A 24,651-nucleotide genomic window follows, 5' to 3' on the forward strand; every position below is an offset into this window, starting at 1 on the left:
GGCACGTACAGTCGCGCGCCGAATCTTGCGCTGTCATCCGCGGCGCAAATCGGGGCCGCAAGCGACGCCGCCTGTCATCGCGCCGTCACAATTTTGCTGCACTGCGGGTGCGACAAAACGCCGTCCTGACGTTTTTTTACACACACGATATTGCATCGCACCATTCGTATGTGTATAGTGGTTCCTGTCTCCTCCATGTCTCCTCCTGATATGGATTAAGCCCGTTCCGCGTGAACGGGCTTTTTTTCGTCCGTCGATTGTGCCGCGTTCCGGCCGATGCGCGTGCGTGGTCTACACTCGATGAACCTTGCCTGGCGAAGGAGCGTTCGTCCATGAAACCGACCCTGCGCGGCATCGACCACGTCGTGCTGCGCGTCACCGACATGGCCGCGATGACGCGCTTTTACTGCGATGCCGTCGGCTGTCACGTCGAGAAGGAGCAGCCCGATCTCGGCCTCGTGCAACTGCGCGCCGGCGACGCGCTGATCGACCTGCTCGCCGTCGGCAGCAAGATCGACCGCGCCGACAGCGGGCCGCCCGGCGCCGGGCGCAACGTCGATCACGTGTGCCTGCGCGTCGAACCGTTCGACCCCGACGCGCTGATCGCGCACTTCGCCCGTTTCGGTGCGCGGCCCGGCGAGCCGATCGAGCGCTACGGCGCCGGCGGCTACGGGCCGTCGATCTACCTGTTCGATCCGGAAGGAAACATGCTGGAGTTCAAGGGGCCGCCTGCCGTCGTCGGCTGAGCGTGCGGCCCGCGGATGGCGCGCTCACGCGTCGGCGCGCGCCTTCAGCGTCGTCCATTCGACGGCGACCGGATCGTGATCGGCGCTCGAGATCCACGCGGCGCCGTCCTGCACCGTGCACTGCAGGCGCATCGTGCGCTCCGCGAGGCGGCCAAGCGCGGCCGCGACGCCTTCCGCGAGCGACAGCACCTGCACGTTGCGCAGCCGCTCGACCTTGCTGCGCACGCCCTGCCACCAGATATCCGACGCCTTCCCGCCGTACGCGATCACCGTGACCTGTGCGGCGCGGCCCGCTGCCTTCGCGATGCGCCGCTCGTCGGGCTGGCCGACCTCGATCCATGCGTCGATCGCGCCGGTCAGATCCTTCTGCCACAGATCGGGCTCGTCGGTGTCCGACAATCCCTTGCCGAACTCGAGACGCTCGTGCGCGAGCAGCGCGAACGTGGCGATCCGCACCATCATCCGTTCGTCGGTTTCGGACGGATGACGCGCGACCGTCAGCGCATGATCGGCGTAGTAATGCCGATCCATGTCGGCGATTTGCAGTTCGGCTTTGTAGATCGTGGATTTCAGCGCCATGCGGATGCGGCCCGGGCGGGCATTCGGTTCGGTCGGGCCGTGATGATACCGAATGCGTGCGGCCGCGCGTGTCGCCGCATGCCCACAGCACAACGGCCCGGCATTGCCGGGCCGCGTCCGATCCGCGCCGCCGGCTCGGCGAGCCGGCGCACGCGGTGCCTGCCGCGTCGCGTCGTCGTGCGACTGCGCGTTACTGCTTGATGAAGCGCGCGTCCGTCCAGAGACCTTGCTGGTCGCTGTTGTCCGCGCTGACGAACTGCACGTCGCCGTGCTCGACCGACACCACGCGGAAACGCTGGCCTTCCGGTACCGACAGGCAACGGAAGTCGTCGAAGTACTGCTGCTTCGCCTGCGCCTTGCCGTCGCGTTCGTGACTCAGTACGGAATCCAGATTGTCTTTCGACAGGCAGCCCCAGGCATTCTTCGTCAACTGGATTTCCTGCTTCGGCTGAACGGCTACATCGCCGCCCGCCTGGGCAATCGACACCATCGCACACGCGCCGACGAGGGCAAGAAAGACACCGGTACGCTTCATCATGTTTTGTCTCCAGGCTTGCGGGCACCAGGCTGGGGTTAGCTATGTGTTTAAAGGTGATCGTGAACCCGCGTTTTTCACTTTAGAAGACCGGCAAACGATAGCAAGCACATTTGTTGTGCGATCGCAATAGCGGCGAATTGTCGCACCCTGCGCGCGAGCGTTTTTTGGCGTCGGCAACGCCCGCCGCGCTTCGGCTACACGGCGGCCGGATTGATGGCGACAGTTCGCAGAGCGTTGCGGGACAAGGCTTTCAACGCAGTTACAGCGCACGGCATGAACGGTTTGGATAATCCATTTCGATGTCCAGACCATTTTGATGCAACGCACATAAAGTCGTGCGACGCGCTGCCCGATTATTGCGCTGCGCTATCCGATTTACATCATTCAAGAAAAATGCCAGAAATAAGCCGATCCGTATTTATCCGGATCGGCCCGGCCATTCGCGCGGTTCGATTACGCCGCTTGCTGCTTCGCAAAATAGTCGCGCTGGAAGATGCACATCCGATACGCGTTGTGATACGTGCCGTTGCCGAAAAATTCTTCCTTCAATTCGGCCTCGTGCTGAAAACCGCACTTTTCGTAGATGTGAATCGCCGCCGCGTTCGACGTATCGACGATCAGATACAGCTTGCGCAGGTTCAGCACCTTGAACGCGTACTCGATCGCGAGCCGCGTTGCCTGCCCCGCATAGCCGCGCCCCTGACGCTGCGGCGCGATGATGATCTGGAACTCGCCGCGGCGATGGATGTAGTCGAGCTCGATCAACTCGACGAGCCCGACCAGTTCGCCCTGCGTGTCGACCGCGACGAAGCGGCGTTCGCGCTGATCGTGCACGTGGCGGTCGTACAGCTGCGACAGCTCGGCGAACGTTTCGTACGGTTCCTCGAACCAGTAGCGCATGATTTTCGCGTCGTTGTTCAGCTCGTGAACGAAGCGCAGGTCCTGACGTTCCAGCGGGCGCAGCGCAAGCGTATGGGTCTCGTTCTGAAGTTGCATATTCGCGTCCTTTTTTGAGGCCGGCGTGTGCGTCGAACGCGTGCGTCCGCTGTCGCGGCCGCCGCGCGGCGCGTTGTAAGAAGTTGAACGCCGGCGAAGTTCAGAGCCTAGAATGGGAGCAAGGGTTCCTGCCACCGCAAGGAGGCTATCGTGATCGAGCATGTCATTCTCGGCATCTTTCTCGTGCTGCCGCTCGTCATTGTCGCAGCGCTGTTTTCCGACGAACTCTGGCAGGAACATCGCCGCCAGCATCCGCGCGACGAACACGCGCCGCATATCGACTGGAAGCATCCGTGGCGCCGCGTGCGTCGCGGCCACTGAATCGCCCGCCGCGCGGCGACGCGCCCGCGGCCGCGCCGCCGCGCGGCGGCCTCATCTGCCCCGACCGCGAGATTCCGACGTGAACGACAAACTGCCCACTCCCGCACACGACATTCCGAACGAAGCGATCGATCTGCAAATCGCCGACGTGCTCGCCGCCGTCCGCTACCCGGCGAACAAGGACGCGATCGTGGACGCCGCGCGCGACGCCGGCGCGAGCAACGAAGTGCTGTCGATGCTCGACGGCCTGCCGGAGCAGGATTATCCGGACGTCGATGCCGTCACGCGCTGGGTCGCCGGCAATTTCGGGCCCGGCATCGGCACCTGAGGCGACGCGCGCGCACGCCGCCGCCGCGCCACGCGTCCTGCGCGTCCTTTTGCGGCCCGACAGCTCGAAACGTCAGCGGTTTCGGCGATTTGTTACGGTCATTCTGACCGGAATAATGCGCCGTTACGCAATGGACGCCGGGGAAACGAATCCTTACAGCCGGTGTTCGGGGCGCTCGCTATGCTGGGTTCCATATCGAATCCAGCGGGTGAACGCGATGAAAAAGACTCTGTTGCTGATTGCCGGTGTGGCCGCGTTGCTGAGCGGCTGCATCGTCGTGCCGGACGGCGGCTATTACGACGGCGGGTATCACCATCATCATCGGCATTGGGACTGATGCCGATGCCGCGCACGGGCGCTTCGGCAACGCGATGACGCCCCGCTTGCCGCGCCTCGGCGCGCGGCGTTGAAGGTGAAGTGATGGCGGCGATTGCCGCGTCACTTCCCGATGCAAAACCTGCTGAAGATCACGCCCAGCAGGTCGTCCGAAGTAAATTCCCCCGTAATCGCATTGAGCTGTTCCTGCGCGAGCCGAAGCTCCTCCGCGAACAGATCGAGCGACTGCGCACGCTGTTCCGCATGCTCGGCCGCGCGCGCGAGGTGATCCTGCGCGGCGCGCAGCGCGATCAGATGCCGCTCGCGCGCGAGATACACGCCTTCCGCGCCGGCCTGCCAGCCGGCGATGCGCAGCAGCTCCGCACGCAGCAGGTCGATCCCGTCGCCGCGCTTCGCGGATAGATGCACTTCGGTCAGATCGCCTTCCGCGGCCGGATGCGCAACCGATGCCGGCACGCCGGTCAGATCCGTCTTGTTCAGCACGCGCACGACCGGCACGCCGGCCGGGAAACGCGCGGCGATTGCGTCGTCGTCCGCGGTCATCCCGGTGCGCGAATCGAGCAGATGCAGCACGACGTCCGCGCGCTCGATCTCGCTCCACGTGCGCGCGATCCCGATCCGCTCGACCTCGTCCTCGGTCTCGCGCAGGCCTGCCGTATCGATGATGTGCAGCGGAATCCCTTCGACCTGGATCGTCTGCGCGACCTTGTCGCGCGTCGTGCCGGCGATCGGCGTGACGATCGCGAGCTCCGCGCCGGCCAGCGCGTTCAGCAGCGACGACTTGCCGACGTTCGGCTGCCCCGCGAGCACGACCGACAGCCCTTCGCGCAGCAGCGCGCCCTGCCGCGCATCGCCGAGCACGTGCGCGAGCTGCGCGCGGATCTTCGCGAGCTTGCCGCGTGCGTCGGCCGCTTCGAGAAAGTCGATTTCCTCTTCCGGAAAATCGAGCGTCGCCTCGACCAGCATCCGCAGATCGATCACGTCGTCGACGAGTGCATGAATCTGCCGCGAAAACGCCCCGTCGAGCGAGCGCCCGGCCGAGCGCGCGGCTGCCTCGGTGCTTGCCTCGATCAGATCGGCGACCGCTTCGGCCTGCGCGAGATCGAGCTTGTCGTTCAGAAATGCGCGGCGCGTGAATTCGCCGGGCTCCGCGAGCCGCAGCCCGACCGCGCGACCGACGTCGAGGCAGCGCTGCAGCAGCAGCTGCATCACGATCGGGCCGCCGTGCCCCTGCAGTTCGAGCACGTGCTCGCCCGTATACGAATGCGGCGCCGGGAAGTACAGCGCGATGCCGCGATCGAGCGGCACGCCCTGCGCGTCGAGGAACGGCACGTAGCTCGCATGGCGCGGCGCGAGCCGCTGACCGCATAGTGCGTCGATCATCGGCAGCGCCGCCGCCTCGCCGCCGCGCCCGAACGAAACGCGGACGACGCCGATGCCGCCCCGGCCGGCAGCAGTGGCAATGGCGACGATCGGATCGGAATCGGTAGCGAGCATGGGGATCGGAGGCGGTGATCAGGCAGTCAGTGGTGCGCCCGCGCAACAGGTCGGGCAAACGAACGCCGGCATTGTAGCGCGCCCGCACCCGCACGGCGGGCGCATCTGGCCGTTTCAGACGGTATCGAATTTATCCCGGTGGGGATAAGCCGTGTCTCAGTCCCGTACACTGTCGCGCGACGCGCTTCGGACCGGTATGCCGTCCGGCGCGCATTCGCGCCCGCTCGTTTCGTTCCGCACCCGCCGGTCGTCAGATTTGGATTCGTCTGCATAGGATATGTTTATCCCATACAGTTGTCTGAAACGGGTCGGCGGAATTGCACAATCCTGTCCATGCCGACACCCGAAGAAAAAGCGGCGTTCTCGGAACGCCTGAAATTCGCCTTGCGGCGCAGCCCGGAAAAGATCGCCGGTGCGACGGAGCTTGCCAACCGCTTCAATCTGCGTCATCGCGGAACGCATCCGGTTTCGCCGCAGACCGCGCACAAATGGCTGACGGGCCGCACCATTCCGACGCCCGACAAACTCGAAACGCTCGCCGAGTGGCTGCGCGTCGAGTTGCACTGGCTGCACTACGGCCCGTCGCCGAGCGCGGCCGATCATGCGACGCCGCAACCGCTGCCGCGCGACGAACGCTATCCGCCGACACCGGAGACGATCGAACTCGCATCGAAGATCGAAGCGCTGTCGCCGCATCAGCGTTATCTGGTGCAGGAACTCGTCGAACAGTTCTACGGCGAACCGAAGGGCGACGCAAAGAAACCGTGAGCGGCGCGCCAAGCGCCGCCTGAAAACAAAAAGCCGCATGGCGGAACCATGCGGCTTTTTTGCATGCGCGGCGCGCGGGCAGATCGCGCGCGCGCCGTTGCGTCATGCGGGCTTCTTCTTGACGCCGCCGAGCTTGCGCGTGATGTAGTACTGCTGCGCGATCGACAGCACGTTGTTCACGACGTAGTACAGCACGAGGCCGGCCGGGAAGAAGAAGAACATCACCGAGAACGCGATCGGCATGAACTTCATCATCTTGGCCTGGACCGGATCCGGCGGCGTCGGGTTCAGGCTCGTCTGCACGTACATCGAGACGGCCATCAGCACCGGCAGGATGAAGTACGGATCGCGCTGCGACAGATCGTGAATCCACAGAATCCACGGCGCGCCGCGCATTTCGACCGACGCGAGCAGCACCCAGTACAGCGAGATGAACACCGGGATCTGGATCACGACCGGCAGACAGCCGCCGAACGGATTGACCTTCTCGGTCTTGTACAGCTCCATCAGCGCCGCGTTCATCTTCTGCGGATCGTTCTTGAAGCGTTCGCGCAGCGCCTGCATCCGCGGCGTGATTTCCTTCATGCGCGCCATCGACTTGTAGCTCGCGGCCGACAGCGGGAAGAACACGGCCTTGATCAGCAGCGTGAGCAGCACGATCGCCCAGCCCCAGTTGCCGACGTAGCTGTGGATCTTCTCGAGCAGCCAGAACAGCGGCTTCGCGATGATCGTCACCCAGCCGTAGTCCTTCACGAGTTCGAGGCCCGGCGCAATGCCTTCGAGCATGCGCTCTTCTTCCGGACCGGCAAACAGGCGCGCCTGCACGTCGACCGACTGGCCCGGCGCGATCGCGGCGACCGGCTGCTTCACGCCGACGCGGTACAGCGACGGATCGATCTTCTCCGCGTAGATGTCGCGCTTCGCGCCCTGCTGCGGAATCCACGCCGACGCGAAGTAGTGCTGCACCATCGCGACCCAGCCGTTGTCGGCGGACGTCACGTAGTCGGCCTTGTTCTTGTCGAGGTCGCTGAAGTTGATCTTCTGGAAGTGCTTCGCGTCCGTGTACACCGCCGGCCCGAGGAAGGTATGCGAGAACATCGGCGTTTCGACGGCCGTGTTGTCGCGCACGAGTTCCATGTAGAGCGTCGGCGTGACGGGCGTCGTGCCGACGTTGTCGATCTTCGTGTCGACGCCGATCACGTAGCTGCCGCGCGTGAACGTGTACGTCTTCACGACCTTCACGCCGCCCTTCACCGGCGACTCGAACGACAGCTTCAGCGTGTTCTGGTCGCCCGACAGCGACGTCGGGCCCGCATTGACCTGCGTATAGACGTCGTTGTGGTTCGGGAAGTCGCCGAGCAGGCCCGTGCGCGCGAGGTACGTGTGGCCCGCCGTGTGGTCGAACAGCGTGATGTACAGATCGGGCTGCTTGCCGTCGCCCTGCTTCTTCAGCGTGAGCTTCGCGAGCGTGCCGCCGCGCGTGTCGATTTCGCCGTCATACACGTCGGTCGAGAACTTCACGAGCTGCGCCTGTGCGGCGGGCGCCGTCGTTGCAGGCGCGGCGCCGGCAGCGGGCGCCGGCACGTTGCCGGCCGTCGTCGTCGCGCCGGTGCCGGACGCGCCGCCGGCAGCCGCGGGGGCCGTCTGCGTGGCGCTCGGGAAGAACATCGACGGGCGTCCATGGGACCGCTGCCAGTTGTCGTACAGCATGACAGCTGACATGAAGAAGATCACCCATAGGACGGTGCGTTTGATATCCATGCGTTGTCTCAGAGTCGATGGGACTGCGCGTCGGCGTCGCCGTGCGCGCGAGTGTCGGAGTTGGGCGGCGGGACGAGGTCGACGCCGCCCGCGGAAAACGGATGGCATCGGCACACGCGCCTGACGGCGAGATACGTGCCGCGCGCGGCGCCATGATACTGGATTGCCTCGCGCGCGTAATCCGAACAGGAAGGATAAAAACGGCAACGGTTGCCGAGCAGCGGACTCACGGCAACCTTGTAGAAGCGCAGCAAGGCGGTCAATACCGTTTTCATACCTGGGGCGACGCCGTTCGGCGCCGCGTCAAAACCGGCCGCGCGGGCGCGAACGCCGCGCTTCGGCACGGATGCGTCACTCGGACGCGGGCTTCAACGCGCGGCGGGCGATTTCCCGGGCCGCTCTGTCGAGCAGCTCGCGGATTTCGGCCGCGCACATCGCCGCGAGCGGAGCGGAAGCCGCGCTCGGCAGCGCTTTCTTGTCGAAGCGCGTGTGCTGCCGCAGCAGCAGGTCGTATCCCGCGAATTCGGCCCGCCGCACGCGAAACGCTTCGCGCGCAAGCCGCTTCACGAGATTGCGCGTCACGGCACGCGGCGCGTACTTCTTGCCGACGACGAGCCCCAGCCGCGCGGGCTGGCCGGTCGGCTTGCCGTAGATCACGAAATGCGCGGAGCGCCGCCACGGGCGCAAACGAAAAACGGATGAAAATTCATCCGTTTTCAGAAGTCGCGCAGCTTTCGGGAAGGCGGCTTTCGTCTGCAACGGATTCGCACCCGGTTCGACGGCACCCTCCGCAGGGCTGCGGACGGCGGACACAGCGCGCAACCCGCCTTAAATGGCGAGGCGCTTGCGGCCCTTCGCGCGGCGAGCGTTGATGACCTTGCGGCCGCCTGCCGTCTTCATGCGGACACGGAAGCCATGGGTGCGCTTGCGGCGCGTCACGGACGGTTGGTAAGTACGTTTCATGATGCTCTCACTTGTTCGAGAATGTCGAAATTCAGGGGACCGCGTGCCCTTACCGGACGCCTTCGGGCGAACGCAATCGCCGGAAATACAGGATTGGTTTTCGCGGAACCCGCTATTTAAACCGTTTTTCTCTTGACGGTCAATACTTTACGGTGCTTGCGCCTGTGCCGGCCCTCGCCGATCCGGCCCCGCGACCCACAATCGCACCCTGTGGATAAGTCCCGCTGTGACCGCGTTTGGCGTTAGAATCTCGCCTTATCTCCAAGAATCCCGCACGCCGCTTCGGCTCGCGCCTGCCTCGCCCCAGACCGTGACGCAGGCGCCCGAAGCACGCTCGCACGCCGCTTCGGGCCTTGTTGCGCGACCGCGACAAGGGCGCCGGCGAGTCGCTGTGCACGCATAAAACGACAGTCATTTGATGAACGATTTCTGGCAACACTGTTCCGCACTGCTGGAGCGCGAATTGACGCCCCAGCAGTACGTGACGTGGATCAAACCCTTGGCCCCGGTGGCCTTCGATGCGTCGGCGAACACGCTGTCCATCGCTGCGCCGAACCGCTTCAAGCTGGACTGGGTCAAGAGCCAGTTTTCGGGTCGGATCGCCGATCTGGCCCGCGATTTCTGGAACGCGCCGATCGAAGTCCAGTTCGTCCTCGATCCGAAGGCCGGCATGCGCAGCCCGGCGGCCGGCGCGGCGCCCGCTGCGCCGCGCGCGCCGCTCGCGAGCGGCCCGGCCGCGACGGTGGCCGCGATCGCGGCGAACCTGACGGCGAACCAGTCGGCCGCGCCTGCCGCGCCGGCCGACGTGCCGATGACGCCGTCGGCCGCCGCCGCGCATCATCTGAACAACGACGACGCCGACATCGACCTGCCGAGCCTGCCCGCCCACGAGGCGGCGGCCGGCCGGCGCACCTGGCGTCCGGGCCCCGGCGCCGCGCCCGCGGCAGGCGGCGAGGCCGATTCGATGTACGAGCGCTCGAAGCTGAACCCGGTGCTCACGTTCGACAACTTCGTGACCGGCAAGGCGAACCAGCTCGCGCGCGCGGCCGCGATCCAGGTCGCGGACAACCCCGGCATCTCGTACAACCCGCTGTTCCTGTACGGCGGCGTCGGCCTCGGCAAGACGCACCTGATCCACGCGATCGGCAACCAGCTGCTGCTCGACAAGCCCGGCGCGCGGATCCGCTACATCCACGCGGAGCAATACGTGTCGGACGTCGTGAAGGCGTACCAGCGCAAGGCGTTCGACGATTTCAAGCGCTACTACCACTCGCTCGACCTGCTGCTGATCGACGACATCCAGTTCTTCTCGGGCAAGTCGCGCACGCAGGAGGAATTCTTCTACGCGTTCGAGGCGCTCGTCGCGAACAAGGCGCAGGTGATCATCACCAGCGATACGTATCCGAAGGAGATTTCGGGGATCGACGATCGCCTGATCTCGCGCTTCGATTCCGGGCTGACCGTCGCGATCGAGCCGCCCGAGCTCGAGATGCGCGTCGCGATCCTGATGCGCAAGGCGCAGTCCGAAGGCGTGAACCTGTCGGAAGACGTCGCGTTCTTCGTCGCGAAGCATCTGCGCTCGAACGTGCGCGAGCTCGAGGGCGCGCTGCGCAAGATCCTCGCGTATTCGAAGTTCCACGGCCGCGAGATCTCGATCGAGCTGACCAAGGAAGCGCTGAAGGATCTGCTGACCGTGCAGAACCGGCAGATTTCGGTCGAGAACATCCAGAAGACCGTCGCCGACTTCTACAACATCAAGGTCGCCGACATGTATTCGAAGAAGCGTCCGGCGAACATCGCGCGGCCGCGGCAGATCGCGATGTATCTGGCGAAGGAACTGACGCAAAAGAGCCTGCCCGAGATCGGCGAGCTGTTCGGCGGACGCGATCACACGACCGTGCTGCACGCGGTGCGCAAGATCGCCGACGAACGCAGCAAGGACGCGCAGCTGAACCACGAACTGCACGTGCTGGAGCAGACGCTGAAGGGTTGAGCGCGCCGCGCACTTGAGAATCATGAGTCCGCCCCAATTTAGGAGGGGCGATTCGGTTTTGAGGCACAATACAGGTTTGACCGCCCCGGCGTCGGCGGGCAATACGTCCGGCCGCGGGGCGCTGCGAGGCTGCTGCGCTGCAGGCCGTCATCTCAACGAAGGAACTCTATGCAACTGGTCAAGACCGAACGAGACACCCTCCTCAGGCCGCTGCAAACGGTCAGCGGCATCGTCGAGCGCCGCCACACGTTGCCGATCCTCGCCAACCTGCTGATCACGAAGAACGGCCCGGACGTTTCTTTCCTGTCGACCGACCTGGAGCTGCAGATCACGACGCGCGCCGATTTCGGCGTCGGCAGCGACCAGGTGGCCACCACCGTCGCGGCCCGCAAGCTGCTCGACATCCTGCGCGCGATGCCCGACGGCCAGGTCACGCTGTCGCTCGCGGACAAGCGCCTCACCGTTCAGTCGGGCAAGAGCCGCTTCGCACTGCAGACGCTCGCGGCCGACGAGTTCCCGACCGTCGCGCAGGCGAAGGATTTCGGCGCGAGCCTGACCGTCCCGCAGAAGTCGTTCCGCCAGCTGCTCGGCATGGTGCACTTCGCGATGGCGCAGCAGGACATCCGCTACTACCTGAACGGCATGCTGCTCGTCGTCGACGGCGATCAGCTGATGGCCGTGGCCACCGACGGCCACCGTCTCGCGTTCTCGTCGATGAAGATCGACGGCGGCACGTTCGGGCGCCAGGAAGTGATCGTTCCGCGCAAGACCATTCTCGAGCTGCAGCGCCTGCTCGAAGACATCGACGACACCGTCACGATCGACATCGCCCAGACGCAGGCGAAGTTCACGTTCGGCCAGGTCGAGTTGGTGTCGAAGCTCGTCGAGGGCAAGTTCCCCGACTTCCAGCGCGTGATTCCGAAGGCGCACAAGAACACGTTCCAGATCGGCCGCGAGGAACTGCAGCGTTCGCTGCAACGTGCGGCGATCCTGACCTCGGACAAGTTCAAGGGCGTGCGCTGCATCGTCGCGCCCGGTCAGCTGAAGATCATGTCGACCAACGCCGATCAGGAAGAGGCGCAGGAAGAACTGGAAATCGCGTATCAGGGCGATACCGTCGACATCGGCTTCAACGTCACGTATCTGCTCGACGTGCTCGCGAACCTGAAGGTCGACACCGTGCAGGTGAGCCTCGGCGACGCGAGCTCGAGCGCACTGATCACCGTGCCCGAGAACGACGAGTTCAAGTATGTCGTGATGCCGATGCGCATCTGACGCGCGCGACACACGACACATTCCAGGGGGCGGCAAGCCCCTTTGGCGTTTTTATGGCGATTCGACAACCCCTCCTCTCCGCGCCGGGCCGGCGCCCTGGAGGGGCCAGGAAAACTGGAGCGGCCCGGCGTTTCCTCGCGGAAACGCACCGCGCCGCCGCTTGAGTGGCCTCGCAGAACCGGAAGATATCCATGAGTGAACAGCACAATTCGCAGCCCGATAACAGCAGCTACGGCGCCTCGTCGATCCAGATCCTCGAGGGTCTGGAGGCGGTGCGCAAGCGCCCCGGGATGTACATCGGCGACACGTCGGACGGCACCGGTCTGCACCACCTCGTCTTCGAGGTGCTCGACAACTCGATCGACGAAGCGTTGGCCGGGTACTGCAACGACATCCACGTGACGATTCACGCCGACAACTCGATTTCCGTCGTCGACAACGGCCGCGGGATTCCGACCGACGTGAAGATGAACGACAAGCACGAACCGAAGCGCAGCGCCGCCGAGATCGTGATGACCGAGCTGCACGCGGGCGGCAAGTTCGACCAGAACAGCTACAAGGTGTCGGGCGGGCTGCACGGCGTCGGCGTGTCGTGCGTGAACGCGCTGTCGAGCTGGCTGCGCCTCACCGTGCGCCGCAACGGCAAGAAGCATTTCATGGAGTTCCATCGCGGCGTCGCGCAGGATCGCGTGATCGAGGTTGTCGACGGCGAGGAAGTGTCGCCGATGCAGGTGATCGGCGATACCGAGAACCGCGGCACCGAAGTGCACTTCATGGCCGATCCGACGATCTTCGGCACCGTCGAGTACCACTACGACATCCTCGCGAAGCGGATGCGCGAGCTCTCGTTCCTGAACAACGGCGTGCGGATCCGCCTGACCGACCTGCGTTCGGGCAAGGAAGACGATTTCGCGTTCGCCGGCGGCGTGAAGGGCTTCGTCGAGTACATCAACAAGACGAAGAGCAACCTGCACCCGACGATCTTCCACGTGATCGGCGAGAAGGACGGCGTGGGCGTCGAAGTCGCGATGCAGTGGAACGACAGCTACAACGAGAACGTGCTGTGCTTCACGAACAACATTCCGCAGCGCGACGGCGGCACGCACCTGACCGGCCTGCGCGCCGCGATGACGCGCGTGATCAACAAGTACATCGCCGATAACGAAATCGCGAAGAAGGCGAAGGTCGAGACGACCGGCGACGACATGCGCGAAGGCTTGTCGTGCGTGCTCTCCGTGAAGGTGCCGGAGCCGAAGTTCAGCTCGCAGACGAAGGACAAGCTCGTTTCGTCGGAAGTGCGTGCGCCGGTCGAGGAAGTCGTCGCGAAGGCGCTCGAGGAGTTCCTGCTCGAAACGCCGAACGACGCGAAGATCATCTGCGGGAAGATCGTCGAGGCTGCGCGCGCGCGCGATGCCGCGCGCAAGGCGCGCGAGATGACGCGCCGCAAGGGCGTGCTCGACGGCGTCGGGCTGCCGGGCAAGCTCGCGGACTGCCAGGAGAAGGATCCGGCGAAGTCGGAAATCTACATCGTCGAGGGCGACTCGGCGGGCGGCTCGGCGAAGCAAGGCCGCGACCGCAAGTTCCAGGCGATCCTGCCGCTGCGCGGCAAGGTGCTGAACGTCGAGAAGGCGCGCTACGACAAGCTGCTGTCGTCGGAGCAGATCGTCACGCTCGTGACCGCGCTCGGCTGCGGCATCGGCAAGGACGACTACAACCTCGACAAGCTGCGCTATCACCGGATCATCATCATGACCGACGCGGACGTCGACGGTGCGCACATCCGCACGCTGCTGCTCACGTTCTTCTACCGTCAGATGCCGGAGATGATCGAGCGCGGGTATGTGTATATCGCGCAGCCGCCGCTGTACAAGGTGAAGGCCGGCAAGGACGAGCGCTATCTGAAGGACGATGCGGAGCTGAACGCGCACATGCTGCGGCTCGCGCTGCAGGGTTCGGAACTGCTGCCGAGCGAGAACGCGACGCCGATCACCGGCGATGCGCTCGGCGAGCTCGCGCGGTCGTATCTGATGTCGCAGAGCGTGATCGAGCGGCTGAGCCGCCTGTACGACCCGGCGGCGCTCGAGGCGATCATGGATGGCGTTTCGATCGATCTGTCGAGCGAGGCGTCGACGGAGGCGTCGGCGAAGGCGCTGCACGCGGCTCTGCATGACGACACGCTGAAGAACGAAGTGCGTGTGGTGCCGGCTTACGATCCGGTGCGCGAACTGCGGTCGCTGCGCGTCGAGCGTGCGCATCACGGCAACGTGCGCGTTTCCGTGATCGACGAGGAGTTCCAGCACACGGCGGATTATCAGCAGCTTGTGAATACGGCCAAGACGTTCGAAGGGCTGATTCAGGCCGGCGCGGTGATCAAGCGCGGCGAGCGCAGCATGGCCGTGACGGACTTCAAGAACGCGATGAAGTGGCTGCTCGCGGATGCGGAGCGGAATGTTTCGAAACAGCGGTATAAGGGGTTGGGCGAGATGAACCCGGAGCAGCTGTGGGAAACGACGATGGATCCGAATGTGCGACGGTTGCTGCGTGTGCAGATCGAGGATGCCATTGCGGCGGACGGGATCTTTACGACGCTGATGGGCGATGAGGTGGAGCCGCGGCGGGCGTTTATCGAGTCTAATGCGTTGAGGGCGGGGAATATTGATGTTTGATGTGTTGTCGGGCAACGCATAACGCCATACGCTTTCGACGTATAAGACGAGAGCTTTTTAAAGGGAACGCAATTGCGTTCCCTTTTTTGTGCTCAGCGTTCGGGAGACGGTTGCTTCAAAAGCCGTCTTCTTGGGAGGCCACCATCCAGACGCGTTTCAGCTGTATAGGCCGAGACCTCCCCGGTCAGTCAACGTCAGGTTAGGTCTCGGCCAATACGACCGCTCGCCGCCAATGGCGGTGATCGACCCTGAGCTGACAATCGACGCGGCGCAGACTCGGCGGCACGTTACAAGGTAGAACGACCGCACGGCCCACTGTTGCTACGGCCAACTCGGCGGCCATTGCGAATGCTCAGGTATCGGTGCTCGCAGGGCGGCCATAAGTTGCCCGCACCTGTCATTCCCACCATAACAGCCTCAACCGTCCGAGCTGAGACAAGCAGATAGCATCGGTCAGTTTGTATCCTCGAGGCTGAAGCCTATCCCTGCAATTGTCGTCTTTGGAAAAAGACTGCGAAGCTCTTCCGTGATGTATGGAATGTATCCCTTTAATGGTCCTGTTATCAATTCTGCGTTCGCTAGGGCTCCAATGCAGAACTGAAGGAGCGAAATGCTCTTGGGGTATGCCGCTCCAACTTGATCCAAGGCCGCCTCGATGGTTTCCAAACGTTTCTCAACGAACCGTTCAGCTACCGCTCCCTTTACCGCATCCTTACTGGTCGAAATGATAAGGCGTTGGACATTCTCACAGAATCGCATCCAGCTTAATGGGCGTATTTCTAGGGGAAGAGTTCCTTCATCAAATCGAGAGCGAAATACCTGTTCTATTCTGGCTCGAATAGCCACGTCCGGCCATTTCTGCTTGTGAATAGCATTCGCTGCGCCATCGAAGCCCAAAACTAGCATATCTAACTGCTCGACCGACGCTTTTAGCTGTGCAGCCAGCCTCAAACGACTCCAATCGACCCGCTCACCTTTGTACGCTAATGAATGCGTCGCTACTGACCATGCATGTTCGAACGCTGTACGAACTTGAATTTCAAATGAAATCTTCGTCAATTCGCTATGTGCGGCGAAATCACTGCTCCGCAGTTTGGCAACAACGCGGGTCGCATCGAACCGAAAAACTGCGGGATCTTTAAGAGTTGTTCCTCGCAATTTTATTTCAACAACATCAAATTGGTCCTTGAGCCATTGAATCACCTGTTCCTCTTCATCGAGGAACGGAATTACTATGGAGCATCCGTACAGGTCGTCAAGTTTGCTCCAACTGTCAAAACGACCCGTTTCGATCTTCTCGAAGAGCGACTCAGTATCCTTGAGGCGCCCTACGAATGCGTAACCGTGCGCGTTGCAAAAATTAAAAATTCGTTCGCGAGCACGCTGCTCAACCTTCTCAAGGTAAGGCTTATACAGGTTGTGCTTTTGGACAAGCTGCGCAGGGATGATCACGCTTGTTTCACCGCCAGTATAGATCGCATGTACCGCACACGTGTCTCGCGCGGCCCTTTGTCGTTCGATGCAGATCTTGCTGCATCGAAATAGTTAGCAAGCGCGAGATCGGCTTCGCGAGCCTCCAAAAGGTCAACTGTGTTCACAAATCTGCGCAATGCGGCCGCAGATTGCTCAGTTGACCCGAGTTGCCCATCCTGTTGCAGTGAATCTATAGCGCCAAAAAGGGCGTAGAAATCCGCCTGATTTCGAAGTCGTGTGACAGCAAGATCTTCATCAGCTGCTAACACGCCTGCAATGTACGAAATCGCCGCACGGTACCGCGCATCACATTCGACACGCGCCTCCCATTCAGAGTCACGATCCGCAAAGGCCTTATCCAAGTCATCTTGGCTGTAGCCCCGCGGCCCTTCTTCGAGCAACAACAAAAGGAGGGCAGTGAACTCAACATCCTTCATTTGCTTCCTGGACTGAGCGGCGAAGCGAGGAAAGTTGGCCGGCAGCACTGACTGTTGCCACTCCGACAACTGCTCCGATAGCTGAATAAATTCCCCGTCCAGCCTTGCGTGGCGAAGTTCTTGGGCCGTTAGTTTTGCGACATTTCTATTAATTCGATCGAAAATCGAATTAATTACGCCCTCATCATTCGTCGGAATATATTCAACGAGCAATTGATACGACCAAAATGCCCGACGCACATTCTCGTCAAGTCCCTCGAAATACTTCCCTCGAAGCGCGGTTAACTCAGATTTCTCGCCGACAGCAAATTTTCCCTGCACAAACTCGAGGATGGTAGTAATCCGCTGCTTACCATCAACAACGTGATACATGGATGTTCCCTCTGCACTTATTTCCTCGTAGAGAAATATCGCAGGAGCGGGATAATTAAGCAGGACGGTGTCAATGAAGTACGCTTTAAACGCATCATTCCAAACGCTCCGTCGCTGGTATGGCGGATCTAGGTCAAGAGCAGATCTCTTGTAGAGATCATAGAACCAGCTTAGGTTCTGAAAATTTTGTCGGCGGATCATATTTTAAGAAAGTGGTGTTGTAAGGTGACGTCGGACCGCACAAATATACCAGCTACGGCAGTAATGCGTGATGGTCCAACTGAACTGCCGGAATATGTCGATGGCACATATTACCGGAACCGAAAGCCGGTGAAGCTGCCACCACTGCGAGCTTCCGGGAGCGCACTGGTCGTTCCGGCGTCTTCATGCATGAACCAGTGAACGGCTCTTCATGGCCGAACTGAGTCAGCCGATCTGACGCTGACCGTTGGATCTAGTCCAACCTTTTACATTTCAGCGGCAGCTCGGCTTTGAGATCCTCATCCAGCCGCTCGTATTGCTCGAACAGTTGTTCGAGCAGTTCCTTCTGCGTCCAGAGGCGCAGCCGAAAGAACTGTGAAGCGAGCTGTTTTTGCACGTTGCCTTTGAAGCCGCCCCATGCCACGAACAGGCCTTGGTCGGCATTGAACTTCGTCATGGCACCCAGCAGTTTGTCTACCGGCTCGCGGCCAATCGGCGAGTCTTCGGACTTTACCTCCACACACAAACGCGGCGCCGAAAAACCGAGAGGGCCTGAGCCCGCGAGAATGTCGGTACCACCGTCTGCACCCTCCGGGCTGCGGTAGGTGGTGTAGCCCTGCGCTTTCAAGATACCTTCGACCAATCGCGTCAAGCCGTGCCCCTTGAAGCGTGCTGACACCAACGCGGCGATCTGGTCCCGTGCGAGTTCATCGAGGTCAGTGTCCGCCGCCTCCACGTCCGTCGTCGTTGCCGTGGCAGCCTTGGCGGGCGCTGCGAGGGTTTCTGCCTTCCACCCGTTGGCTCGCATAGCGGCAATCCGCTGCTCTGCGTTGTTACGCTGAATGCGGCAGATCGTCAGGAACGCACCGAAAGAGAACAGCAGGTCTTTGCCAAAGTGTGTTCGCGGAATCGCCTCCCCGATCCACTTAACGGGTCGCCAATGGAAGAAGGGATTCGGCCCGGCCTTCTCGGCATGGTAGTCGCCGGTGATCTCACCAATATAGACTGCCGCTTGGGTCTTCAGCGGCAACACTACCAGGTCACCCTTTTGCATTTCATGCGCAAACGGCCAAACCTGACTCACCCAATTCAACACGGTCTCGCGCTTCGCCTCAGGGTAGCGCTGTGTCATTTCCGCCGTCAACTCGTTACGCTGCTCGAGCTGCGCGAGATCCACGTCCAAGTCATCCCAGGTCACATAAATCCGGCTCTCCTGGATGAACTTCTGTTCATATTCGCCGTGCGAGCCGGCACGGACCAGCCAAATCGCCATATTTCTTCGAGTCCTCAGTGTTCAGCAGTCGCGAATGCGGCAGCCGGTGCGGCCAATAAGCGCTCAGCGTTATCGATCCGAGATATACCGGCCGGCTACGAGGCAAACACTCACTTTGATCGAGAATGATTTGAACGCCTTCACGCCCTTTGTCCATGATCAACGGTCATCGTGTTAGGAGAGACGACGCTCCGGCCGCTCCGCAAACATCAGTACACGAATCACGACTCCGCGAAGGGAGAGTAGTCGCAGTTTCGCATTCGGTGACTGCAATCGGTCTGGGGAGGCAGCGTTGCTGCGGCAATGGATTATAGCGACGGAACTGGCGACCGGGCGTCCGCCGAACACGGCTGCGCGACTTATTTCCAAATGCGCATACTCGTCCGAGGCTTCGACGTCGGCCCTTTTCCGAAGAAAAAGAAGATAACGCCGTGATGAAATTACATGTCCAGTTCCATCGCAAGCTTCAAGCTTCGCTTGCGTTCCAGTGACGTGATTGCTCGTCTCCAAAGCTCCTGAACTGCGATCCCATCCACAATTTGCCTTCTAGCCGCGTCCTCCTTTTTCGCAATTTCAAGATGCCAGCTTAGCTAGAGTTACAACAGCACCACACCGAAAAAGCGCAGGCCGCTTCACGCGGCCCTTGCTTCATCCACGGCTGGCTCAACGCAAATCACTTCCGTCATCAACCGTTACAGACGTGAGCACGACAACGCCCCGCCCTCACCTCCCCACCATCGCCCGCAGCACCCCATCCCTCCGAATCAACCCGTGATAAAGCGCCGCGCCAAAATGCGCGAGGAACGTCAAAAAGAACAGATAAGCCAGCACGCGATGCGCGACCCTGAGCCACGCGAACGTCACCGGATTCGCCGCAACGATCGCGGGCAACTGCACGCCACCACCGAGCGTCACCGGATACCCACCCGCCGACAGCATCGCCCATCCAATCAGCGGCATCGCGACCATCAACGCATACAGCACAAGATGCGACCCATGCGCGGCCACCTTCTGCCACCACGGCAGATCGTCAGGCAACGCCGGCGGCTTCGACGAAAGCCGCACCACGATCCGCACACAAACGAGCACCAGCACGGCCACACCCAGCGGCTTATGCAGCGCTACCAGAAAATCGTGCCGCTCGGACACCGACGCCACCATCCCCACGCCGACGAACAGCATCGTGAGCACCATCGCGGCCATCACCCAATGCAGCACGCGCGCCGGCAAACTGAAAGTCGTAGAAGCCTTCATCATCGTCCCTCCGCACTCAACCGCGCCGCGTCGGCCACGCCGGCCTCTTCGCTTGTCCTGCGCAGATACGAATCCGCATACGCCGCGGACCGCGCCGCCAGCAACGGATCGCCCGACACCTGAATCCCGCGCGGCAGCACCGTCGGGTCGTAATTGACGTCGCGGCACGGCCCGCTGTCCTGCGGCTCCACGTGATCGAGCACGAGCGTCCCCGCGTCGATCGTCGTGCGCTGCGCAGGCCAGACCTTCGTCGCGTCGTCCACCGGATCGCCAGGCTCGGCGAGCGTGACGAGCAGCTTCCACTTCTGCGCACCGTCCGCGATGCGCCGCGTCAGATCCTGCTCCAGCACGTTCGGATCCGCGGCGGTAGCGACGTCGCCGGCGCCGGCCGTCTGCTCCGGCACGACGCGCCACCGCACCGCGTGCCGCTGCCCGGCCGCGTCGACGAAGTAGAATGCGTTCAGCCCGTAATAACTCTCGGTGACGTAACTCGCGCTCGGCTTCGCACCCTTCACCCATTCGCGGAACGCGGCCGTCTCCGGATGCGCGGCAAAAAACGCCTTTACCTTCCCCGGATCGGGCTTGCCGGTCGCCGGGTCGGGTCGCGTCGCGAGCAATTGCGCGTAGAACGCCTGCGGCGTCGCGATCGGAAACACGGGCATCGCGTTCATCCCGGTGCGCCATTGCTCGCCATCGGGCGCCGTCAGCTTCAACGCGAGGCTGCGGATTGGCACGCTGCTGTCGGGTGCATACGGATTCCCGCCCGGCAACGCGAAGCGCCCGACCACGGGCGTGCGCACGGGCTTGAAGAACGGCGCGACGGAATACTGGCTCGCCGTGCCGTTGCCTTCGAAGTAGCCGGTCACGCAGACGCCCTTTGCGTGATTGCGCCGGAAGCCGGGATGCAGGCCGCCGGCGGTCTGCAGCGCGTCGACGAGCCGGTGCGGGGTCAGGCGCGCCGGCGCAAGCCAGCCGCCGACATAGCCGAACGCCAGCGCAGCGCCCGCGACGGCGCCGCCGATCGCGGCCCAGCGCCACCATCCGCGGCCGGGCTCGCGCGGCGGCGGCGAAGAAGAGGAAGATCGTTCCATGAATGCACTCCCGATCGTCAGATCATTGTCGAACGCGCGTAGGACGCCGGCCGCCCGCCTTTATTCCATGAAGAAATTTTTCGTATGCTGATGGAATAACGGACGTCGACCGGCGTCCTACGCGGCATCTCCACGTTTCCGGCAACGGTCCGGCCATGCCCTCAAACGCCCTCGACGACGACGCGTTACGCGAACTCATCCCTCGGCTGCGCCGCTTCGCGCTGTGGCTCGCGCGCGATGTGCATGCGGCCGACGATCTCGTGCAGTCGACGCTCGAGCGCGCGCTGTCGCGCTGGACGAGCCGTCGCGACGACGCGTCGCTGCGCAGCTGGCTGTTCACGATCCTCTACCGGCAGTTTCTCGACGGCAAACGCAGCGCGAAACGCTACGCGTGGCTGCTCGGCCGCATGCGCGACGACGAAGAGCCGCATTGGCCGTCCGCCGAGCGCGAAGTCGCCGCGCGTGCGACGCTCGAGGCGTTCGGCCGGCTGTCCGACGAGCAGCGCAGCCTGCTGCTGCTCGTCGCGGTCGAGGGCTTTACGTATCAGGAAGTCGCCGATCTGCTCGACGTGCCGATCGGCACGGTGATGTCGCGGCTGTCGCGCGCGCGTCAGGCGCTGCGTTTGCTTAGCGACGGCGAACTGCCGGCCCCTTCACTGCGGTTGATGAAATGAATCCGATCCGTCCCGACGAACACGATCTCCAGGCCTATGTCGACGGCCAGCTCGACGACGACGCACGCGCCGCGGTCGAGCGCTATCTCGCGCTGCACCCGGAGAGTGCGGAACAGGTGAAGCAATGGCAGCAGGATGCGCAGCGTCTGCGCGCCGCGCTCGAAAGCGTGCGGATGCCGGGCGAGAACCCGGCGCTCGATCCGGCCGCGATTCGCGCACGACGCGCGGAACGCGCGCGGATGCGATTCGCGATGGCGGCCTCGTTCGTGTTCTGCGTCGGGCTCGGCACGTTCGGCGGATGGCAGGCGCGCGGGTGGAACGCGCAGCCGGCTGTCGCACCGATGAGCGATGCGCTCAACGCTTACCGGATGCTGGTGGTCAATCGGACGGCAAAGGTCGATTACCGGCCGACGGGTGCAAGCGATCTGCAACGGTGGCTCACCACGCGCGTCGGCACGTCGGCGAAGCTGCCGGATCTGAGCGCCGCGGGGTTCAGGCCGGTCGGCGGGCGGTTGTTCACGACGGACGTTGGCGCCACGTCCGCGATGGTGCTCTATGAGGACGATGCGGGGCGAACGCTGAGCTTCTATGTCCGGCCCGCGGAATCGTCGCGCCGGCTGCTGCCGGCCGGACAACGCGTGGACGGTGCGCTACTGGCGCGGTATGGATCGGTGAACGGGCTCAACTTCGCGGTGGTCGGGCCGGCGGATAGTCTCGAGGAGAAGGCCGTCGTGCGGGCGCTGGATCAGCAGACTTGAGCCAGGCGGCTCGGGGTGCGGCTGCGGGTGGATGCCGTTGTCAGGCTCGTGGGGTGTAGTCTTTCGGTGGCTTGAAAGCGCTCATATCGTCGATTCGGATGCACAGCGTTTGGGTTTGCTTTTGTGGTCGTTGTCCACACCGTGGAATCTCCGTGCGATGCGTACCACGTGAGCCGGATTTTCTTGTTCGGATCCACAGGGTTTGATGTCTTTTCGGATCGGGATATCCACATCCGTCACGATGGTGGGCGCATTCAAGCTCATCGAATCTTCTCAATTTCGACGCCCACAGTGCTTCGAGTGGCTTGGGAAGAGCATATCCACAACGCGCTCGCCTGTTTGGTTCACAGCGTTGCGACTGATGTGCGGCCCGGTTGTCCACATGGACGAGCCGTAACGCTACAAGGCTTTGCCTTTTCATGACACGCCGGTCCGTGGCAGCGCGAATCATCAAACCGTTGGTCCGGACCTACGCGACGATATCGCGATTCGGCTGTGGTCCCTCAAGGAAATACTCCGATTCGTCGGGAATGACGCCGTCCGTATATCGCTTGTCTTCCCACAACAGCCGCTAGTGTGTCTTGACGGGTAGTCCGAGGTCGTTATCCCTCAGCTTCGGCGCGCGGATGTCGCGAATGAAGTAGTTGAAGCAGCCGTTGTTGCGCAAACGGCGATGGCCGATGGGCACGATGCCGAGCAACTTCTCTCGCTCGATGACTACGGGTTCCCAGATGCCGTCACAAGGCACCTTGTTGCCGGACTTGATTACCGGGCCGATAGCCTGTGGAACCGCCGGCAAGTCATCGGGAAATACCGGATACGGAAGCGTGTAGAAGCCGTGATCGTATGCGTTCGGTGTCAGCAACAGCCCGACCGATCGCAGTTGCGCGAAGTCTCTATGTCCGGGCCCGAACGGCGCGTATTCCAGTTGGGCTTCCGATGCATGCAGAAGTTGGGCCAGCACATCGACCTTCGGCGGGTAGGGGAACGTCTGCGCACCGCGGTCCCAGTAATCGGGATGCGGGAAGAAATACGCGTTCAAATGGTTATACCGATCGATTGCGTATTGCAACGGCTCGCCGCGCTGCCAGACGAATCGGTTCCCGCGGGCTAACTCGGACAACCCTCGATCATAAGCGGCAAGGATCTCGGAAATGATCGACAAATTGTGCGGCGGTAGGGCTTCCGGATCATCTTCCGGCCATGTCTTTACCGCGTTCTCGTACTCGTTCGCGAAAAACGCAAACGCGTCACGCTTGCGCTTCCAGAGCGAAAAACTGGTCAGACGCTGAACCAGCCAGAAGACTCTGCGCCTCGTCATGTCGTCTGTCATGTCGTATAGCTTGATTGTGTTCGTCATCGGACAAAGGGCAGGAAGTACTGCGATTCGTCAGGGATGATGCCGTCGGCATATCGCTTGTCTTCCCACAACAGTCGCCAGTGTGTCTTGACGATCGCGCCCGTAGCGTCATCTCTGACGTTCGGCGCATGAATGTCCCGAACGAAATAATTGAAGCAGCCGTTGTTGCGCAAACTGCGATTGCCGACCGGCACGACGCCCAGCAATTTCGATTGCTCGATAGCAACGGGTTCCCAGATGCCGTCGCAAGGCACCTTGTCGCCGGATTTGATCACTGGACCGACAGCTTCTGGAATCTCCGGCAGGTCGTCCGGAAATACCGGATACGGAAGCGTGTAGAAGCCGTGCTTGTATGTCTCGGGGGATAGCAGCAACCCTATCGAACTCAGTTGTGCGAGACAGTTATCCAAAGGTTCCGGTTCGAGCGGCGCGTACTCTACTTGGTACTCCGATGCATGGAGTAATTGGGCCAGCGCATCGACCTTCGGCGGGTATGGGGCAACCTGCGCACCGCGATCCCAGTAATCGGAGTGCGGAAAGAAATATGCGTTCAAATGGTTATACCGATCGATTGCGTACTGCAACGGCTGACCGCGCCGCCAAACGAACCGGCACCCTCGGGCCAACTCGGACAAACCTCGATCGTAAGCGGCAAGGATCTCGAAAATGATCGGCAAATTCTGCGGCGGTACGGCTTCCGGATCATCTTCCGCCCATGCCTTCACCGCCTTCTCGTATTCGTTCGCGAACGTCGCAAACGCATCACGCTTGCGTTTCCAGAGCGAGAAGCTGGTCAGGCGTTGAAGCAGCCAGAAAACGCTGCGCCGCGTCGCGTCGTCCGCCATGTCGTATAGCTTGATCGTGTTCATCATCGTGGGAACGGGAGCGACGAGCCCCGATTCGGATGACCCCCAAGTACTGTGATTCGTTTGGAACAATGCCGCCCCCGTACCGCGTGTATTTCTCCGACAAACGCCAATACGTAGGCGCC

23 protein-coding genes and 1 pseudogene are annotated in these 24,651 nt (G+C 62.3%); 9 read left to right on the forward strand and 15 right to left on the reverse strand.

All coding sequences use genetic code 11. The annotated features are described in order from the left end of the window. The first annotated feature begins 332 nt into the window (after positions 1 to 332). Entirely contained in the window at positions 333 to 746 is a 414-nt protein-coding gene (locus NP80_RS13020) for a VOC family protein (RefSeq protein ID WP_006407247.1), read from the forward strand. A 24-nt stretch (positions 747 to 770) separates the two neighbouring features. Here the strand turns inward: NP80_RS13020 and NP80_RS13025 are convergent, their stop codons facing one another. The 3 genes from NP80_RS13025 to speG all read right to left on the reverse strand — a co-directional run bounded on the left by NP80_RS13025 (position 771) and on the right by speG (position 2,859). Further along, positions 771 to 1,325 (reverse strand): YaeQ family protein, encoded by a 555-nt coding sequence (locus tag NP80_RS13025; RefSeq protein WP_006407248.1) that lies wholly within the window; start codon positions 1,323 to 1,325, stop codon positions 771 to 773. 190 nt (positions 1,326 to 1,515) lie between these two features. Further along, complete coding sequence (sap1, locus tag NP80_RS13030; protein WP_006401763.1) at positions 1,516 to 1,863, reverse strand: surface attachment protein Sap1; 348 nt, start codon at positions 1,861 to 1,863, stop codon at positions 1,516 to 1,518. 453 nt (positions 1,864 to 2,316) lie between these two features. Next, a complete protein-coding gene (gene speG / locus NP80_RS13035) occupies positions 2,317 to 2,859 on the reverse strand; it encodes a spermidine N1-acetyltransferase (protein ID WP_006411849.1) in 543 nt (180 codons plus the stop codon). A gap of 150 nt (positions 2,860 to 3,009) precedes the next feature. On the opposite strand from speG, the gene NP80_RS31420 reads away from it, so the two are divergent. Further along, a complete protein-coding gene (locus tag NP80_RS31420; protein ID WP_006407250.1) occupies positions 3,010 to 3,180 on the forward strand; it encodes a hypothetical protein in 171 nt (56 codons plus the stop codon). Positions 3,181 to 3,259: 79 nt separating this feature from the next. Continuing rightward, positions 3,260 to 3,508 (forward strand): DUF2795 domain-containing protein, encoded by a 249-nt coding sequence (locus NP80_RS13045; RefSeq protein ID WP_006407251.1) that lies wholly within the window; start codon positions 3,260 to 3,262, stop codon positions 3,506 to 3,508. Between the two features lie 438 nt (positions 3,509 to 3,946). Here the strand turns inward: NP80_RS13045 and mnmE are convergent, their stop codons facing one another. Next, positions 3,947 to 5,341, reverse strand: coding sequence for a tRNA uridine-5-carboxymethylaminomethyl(34) synthesis GTPase MnmE (gene mnmE / locus NP80_RS13050; RefSeq protein WP_006407252.1), 1,395 nt, complete (start codon positions 5,339 to 5,341; stop codon positions 3,947 to 3,949). A 333-nt stretch (positions 5,342 to 5,674) separates the two neighbouring features. On the opposite strand from mnmE, the gene NP80_RS13055 reads away from it, so the two are divergent. Continuing rightward, a complete protein-coding gene (locus NP80_RS13055) occupies positions 5,675 to 6,109 on the forward strand; it encodes a transcriptional regulator (protein WP_006407253.1) in 435 nt (144 codons plus the stop codon). Positions 6,110 to 6,211: 102 nt separating this feature from the next. Here NP80_RS13055 and yidC read toward each other — a convergent pair whose 3' ends face one another. The 4 genes from yidC to rpmH form a co-directional block, all read right to left on the reverse strand. After that, entirely contained in the window at positions 6,212 to 7,870 is a 1,659-nt protein-coding gene (gene yidC / locus NP80_RS13060) for a membrane protein insertase YidC (protein WP_035489466.1), read from the reverse strand. Positions 7,871 to 7,878: 8 nt separating this feature from the next. Further along, positions 7,879 to 8,145, reverse strand: a complete 267-nt coding sequence (yidD, locus tag NP80_RS13065) for a membrane protein insertion efficiency factor YidD (protein WP_035489464.1) — start codon at positions 8,143 to 8,145, stop codon at positions 7,879 to 7,881. A gap of 76 nt (positions 8,146 to 8,221) precedes the next feature. After that, complete coding sequence (gene rnpA, locus NP80_RS13070; RefSeq protein WP_006407256.1) at positions 8,222 to 8,683, reverse strand: ribonuclease P protein component; 462 nt, start codon at positions 8,681 to 8,683, stop codon at positions 8,222 to 8,224. Positions 8,684 to 8,698: 15 nt separating this feature from the next. Beyond that, positions 8,699 to 8,833 (reverse strand): 50S ribosomal protein L34, encoded by a 135-nt coding sequence (rpmH, locus tag NP80_RS13075; RefSeq protein ID WP_004198824.1) that lies wholly within the window; start codon positions 8,831 to 8,833, stop codon positions 8,699 to 8,701. A gap of 418 nt (positions 8,834 to 9,251) precedes the next feature. Here rpmH and dnaA point away from each other — a divergent pair, with 418 nt between their 5' ends. From dnaA to gyrB, 3 genes are all read left to right on the forward strand, one after another. Further along, on the forward strand, positions 9,252 to 10,826 hold the full coding sequence (gene dnaA, locus NP80_RS13080; protein ID WP_006407258.1) for a chromosomal replication initiator protein DnaA: 1,575 nt from the start codon (positions 9,252 to 9,254) through the stop codon (positions 10,824 to 10,826). Positions 10,827 to 10,994: 168 nt separating this feature from the next. Continuing rightward, complete coding sequence (gene dnaN / locus NP80_RS13085) at positions 10,995 to 12,101, forward strand: DNA polymerase III subunit beta (protein WP_006401750.1); 1,107 nt, start codon at positions 10,995 to 10,997, stop codon at positions 12,099 to 12,101. Between the two features lie 191 nt (positions 12,102 to 12,292). Continuing rightward, entirely contained in the window at positions 12,293 to 14,767 is a 2,475-nt protein-coding gene (gene gyrB, locus NP80_RS13090; RefSeq protein ID WP_006401749.1) for a DNA topoisomerase (ATP-hydrolyzing) subunit B, read from the forward strand. Positions 14,768 to 15,220: 453 nt separating this feature from the next. On the opposite strand, the gene NP80_RS29565 is transcribed toward gyrB, so the two are convergent. The 5 genes from NP80_RS29565 to NP80_RS13110 all read right to left on the reverse strand — a co-directional run bounded on the left by NP80_RS29565 (position 15,221) and on the right by NP80_RS13110 (position 20,868). Beyond that, on the reverse strand, positions 15,221 to 16,219 hold the full coding sequence (locus tag NP80_RS29565) for a hypothetical protein (protein ID WP_157160120.1): 999 nt from the start codon (positions 16,217 to 16,219) through the stop codon (positions 15,221 to 15,223). Next, the gene (locus NP80_RS29570) at positions 16,216 to 17,250 is read right to left on the reverse strand and encodes a DUF262 domain-containing protein (RefSeq protein WP_080559129.1); all 1,035 of its coding nucleotides are present in this window, start codon (positions 17,248 to 17,250) and stop codon (positions 16,216 to 16,218) included. The genes NP80_RS29565 and NP80_RS29570 overlap by 4 nt, the downstream gene beginning before the upstream one ends. 253 nt (positions 17,251 to 17,503) lie before the next feature. After that, positions 17,504 to 18,523 carry a restriction endonuclease gene (locus NP80_RS13100; protein ID WP_006407260.1) on the reverse strand — a complete coding sequence of 340 codons (1,020 nt, stop codon included), beginning with the start codon at positions 18,521 to 18,523 and terminating at the stop codon, positions 17,504 to 17,506. 723 nt (positions 18,524 to 19,246) lie between these two features. Continuing rightward, positions 19,247 to 19,780: a cytochrome b gene (locus NP80_RS13105; RefSeq protein ID WP_006401747.1), complete on the reverse strand. Its 534-nt coding sequence runs from the start codon at positions 19,778 to 19,780 to the stop codon at positions 19,247 to 19,249. Then, positions 19,777 to 20,868, reverse strand: a complete 1,092-nt coding sequence (locus NP80_RS13110) for a catalase family peroxidase (RefSeq protein ID WP_006407261.1) — start codon at positions 20,866 to 20,868, stop codon at positions 19,777 to 19,779. Before NP80_RS13110 ends, NP80_RS13105 begins: the two co-directional genes overlap by 4 nt. Before the next feature lie 155 nt (positions 20,869 to 21,023). Here NP80_RS13110 and NP80_RS13115 point away from each other — a divergent pair, with 155 nt between their 5' ends. Then, complete coding sequence (locus NP80_RS13115; RefSeq protein WP_006407263.1) at positions 21,024 to 21,542, forward strand: sigma-70 family RNA polymerase sigma factor; 519 nt, start codon at positions 21,024 to 21,026, stop codon at positions 21,540 to 21,542. Continuing rightward, positions 21,539 to 22,300: an anti-sigma factor family protein gene (locus tag NP80_RS13120; RefSeq protein WP_006407264.1), complete on the forward strand. Its 762-nt coding sequence runs from the start codon at positions 21,539 to 21,541 to the stop codon at positions 22,298 to 22,300. Before NP80_RS13115 ends, NP80_RS13120 begins: the two co-directional genes overlap by 4 nt. Positions 22,301 to 22,772: 472 nt before the next feature. On the opposite strand, the pseudogene NP80_RS13125 reads toward NP80_RS13120, so the two are convergent. Next, a pseudogene (locus NP80_RS13125) lies at positions 22,773 to 23,660 on the reverse strand (Imm72 family immunity protein); the annotation flags it as partial. Further along, positions 23,657 to 24,532 carry an Imm72 family immunity protein gene (locus tag NP80_RS13130; RefSeq protein WP_006409646.1) on the reverse strand — a complete coding sequence of 292 codons (876 nt, stop codon included), beginning with the start codon at positions 24,530 to 24,532 and terminating at the stop codon, positions 23,657 to 23,659. The pseudogene NP80_RS13125 and the gene NP80_RS13130, both read right to left, overlap by 4 nt. Positions 24,533 to 24,651: the final 119 nt, after the last annotated feature.

Source organism: Burkholderia multivorans ATCC BAA-247 (assembly GCF_000959525.1).
Lineage (GTDB): Bacteria > Pseudomonadota > Gammaproteobacteria > Burkholderiales > Burkholderiaceae > Burkholderia > Burkholderia multivorans.